This is a genomic window from Thiorhodococcus mannitoliphagus (assembly GCF_010915725.1).
GTDB lineage: Bacteria > Pseudomonadota > Gammaproteobacteria > Chromatiales > Chromatiaceae > Thiorhodococcus > Thiorhodococcus mannitoliphagus.
The window spans coordinates 1-2,364 of record NZ_JAAIJR010000285.1 but is presented as its reverse complement, the minus strand read 5'-3'; the positions used below and the strand labels follow the sequence as shown (position 1 = coordinate 2,364).

Genomic DNA, 2,364 nt, shown 5'->3' with positions numbered 1-2,364 from the left:
GTCGGATCAGTGTCCGCTTTCAGCTCGGAATGCTGTCCGCTTTGACGTCGGATTGGTGTCCGGTTTGGATCGGAATAGGTGTCCGGATTCGGCCGGAATACTCAGCCATGTCCTGCTGGTGACGCTCCAGCGTGTAGACCGACCGGGGAAAGCCCAGGATCCGATCCAGGGTCGCGCTGACGGTCGCGAAAGGCACCTCGACGGTGAGACGCTGCTCCCAGTCTTGTAACAGGTAGGAGGTCTTGCACTGAGTCAAATTCAGGCGCGCATCCCATAGACGGCGCGTTCCAGCTCAAACGGACCGAACACGCTCTGGTCTTCGCGTCGATGCAACGGCTCAAGCCGCTTCAAGGTGCGCCCGTCCGCACCCACGAGGGTCTCGCCAGCATCCCCCGAGCCAAACAGCCCTAACCAAGATCCATCGGCGCAACGCCCCAGTTCGAGCATCCGCCTCCACAGCCCTTCCTCCACCTCATGCGCTCCACGCCCGGTCTCGAACGCTTGCGTGCAGAAAATTCACCGTCTCTTGCAATTGACCGAACAGCTCCTGGGTGTTGATTGCGCTGACTGGACTGTGGGTGTTGTGGGTGTTCATTCTGGGCTCTGCGCTGTTGTAGCATTTCACAGAGACTGACTCTTCACCGGGCCGCTGTCTACACCCTCGCTAGCGGGAGCTGTAGCAGACTCAGCTTTCAATGGGGGTAGAATAAAGGGCGCGGGAGGCGGGTTGCACCCGCCTTGCCGCAATCTTGGCACCGATGATTTTGCTTTCCGGTGGCATTGATGCCATTCATAACGATTCTATTTGAGTCACACGTTGGACGGCACATTTCTTAACTTTTCATCCTATACATAAGGGCACTACCCGCCGCGATATGGTCGGTTTCGACCTTGGCTGAGGCTGGCTGCTCGTTTCCGTGGAGAGCTGCGTGTCTGAACTCATGACGCGCAGCCGATGGCCCTGAAACTTTGACGGAAGAAGACTTGTGACGAAAAAGGCATTCATCACTGGGATTACCGGTCAGGACGGATCCTACCTGGCTGAGCTGTTGCTTGAGCAAGGCTACGAGGTCCATGGCTCGGTGCGGCGCACGAGTACGCTCGAAAGGAGCCGTCTTGCCCATCTCTACGCGGATCCCTCTGTCTACAATGAGCAGCTGTTCTTGCATTATGCAGATCTCGACGACCCCACGACGCTTCGGCGCGTCCTCGGGCGGGTTCAGCCGCAGGAACTCTATCACCTTGCCGGGCAGAGCCACGTCGGGCTGAGCTTCGAAATTCCTGAGACGACGTGCGAGTTCACCGCGATGGGGACCTTGCGTTTGCTCGAGATCGTACGCGACCTGCCGGAGCCTCCTCGCTTCTTCCATGCCACCTCGAGCGAGATCTTCGGTCGGCCAGTCCATAGTCCGCAAACCGAGGAGACGCCGATCGCACCCGTCAATCCCTATGGCTGTGCTAAGGGCTTTGCGACCCAGCTGGTGCGCGTCTATCGCGAGAGCCATGGCCTCTTCATGGTGAATGGGATTCTCTACAACCATGAATCCCCTAGGCGCGGCGAGAATTTCGTGACGCGCAAGATCTGTCGGGCCGCCGCAGCGATCAAGCTCAATCGGCAAAAAGAGCTGTCGTTGGGGGATACTAGCGCCCAACGCGATTGGGGGCATGCTCGGGACTATGTGCGGGGGATGTGGCTTGCGCTCACGCATGAGATGCCTGACGATTACATCTTCGCCACGGGGAAGCTTCACCGTGTCCAAGATGTCATTGAGGCCGCGTTTGCCGCCGTGGATCTCGATTGGCAAGGGTTCGTGCGGTTCGACGCGCATTTTATGCGCCCGGCAGAGCCGCTCCATCTCGTGGGAGACCCAAGCAAAGCCAAGGCACAACTCGGCTGGTCCGCGACGACCCCGTTCGAGGAACTCATCCGCGAAATGACCGACGCCGAGGTGAGGTCGCTCGCAAATAATGCATCCGAAGGATCCGCTTGATCATGGCCAATGTATTCGTTCACGAGCGGCTGGATTTCCACGGGTTTGATCTTGGTGTTCATCGCACCTCCCGACTCTTTTAGACGGATCGCGGTTCGCAACAGCCCGCGCTCGATGGCGCTGTCTCGCTAGACGCGGGTTGATGCGGGCTCTGCCGTTTTCAAGCCAAGCCTCTGCCTCTCCCGGAATTCAGGTGATCGAGAAAATTATTTTATAACAGGTGCTTAGACTCGAATTATCCGAACACAGAAGCTTCGAAATGATGCTGAGTAAATGAGACTTAAGTGACGGATTTATAAGCATCGACTAGCCGAAAAGGGCGTATCCGTGCAGGCCGAGGTACACTCTCTGAAAAAGCCGCTTTCGATTGGTG

The 2,364-nt window shown here is 57.6% G+C and carries 4 protein-coding genes; 1 reads left to right on the top strand and 3 read right to left on the bottom strand.

Annotation, left to right across the window (positions count from 1 at the left end; genetic code table 11):
- Positions 1–19: 19 nt before the first annotated feature.
- The 3 genes from G3480_RS26180 to G3480_RS29660 all read right to left on the bottom strand — a co-directional run bounded on the left by G3480_RS26180 (position 20) and on the right by G3480_RS29660 (position 830).
- Entirely contained in the window at positions 20–256 is a 237-nt protein-coding gene (locus G3480_RS26180; RefSeq protein ID WP_164657133.1) for a hypothetical protein, read from the bottom strand.
- Positions 257–258: 2 nt separating this feature from the next.
- On the bottom strand, positions 259–471 hold the full coding sequence (locus tag G3480_RS26175; RefSeq protein ID WP_164657132.1) for a hypothetical protein: 213 nt from the start codon (positions 469–471) through the stop codon (positions 259–261).
- A 221-nt stretch (positions 472–692) separates the two neighbouring features.
- A complete protein-coding gene (locus G3480_RS29660; protein WP_420824644.1) occupies positions 693–830 on the bottom strand; it encodes an IS1/IS1595 family N-terminal zinc-binding domain-containing protein in 138 nt (45 codons plus the stop codon).
- Between the two features lie 156 nt (positions 831–986).
- Here G3480_RS29660 and G3480_RS26170 point away from each other — a divergent pair, with 156 nt between their 5' ends.
- Positions 987–1,991 carry a GDP-mannose 4,6-dehydratase gene (locus G3480_RS26170; RefSeq protein WP_164657131.1) on the top strand — a complete coding sequence of 335 codons (1,005 nt, stop codon included), beginning with the start codon at positions 987–989 and terminating at the stop codon, positions 1,989–1,991.
- The last annotated feature ends 373 nt before the right edge of the window (positions 1,992–2,364 follow it).

Bases quoted from the DNA above. Each gene is read 5' to 3' on its own strand.
- G3480_RS29660 (WP_420824644.1), bottom strand. From the start codon at position 830: ATGTGCCGTCCAACGTGTGACTCAAATAGAATCGTTATGAATGGCATC.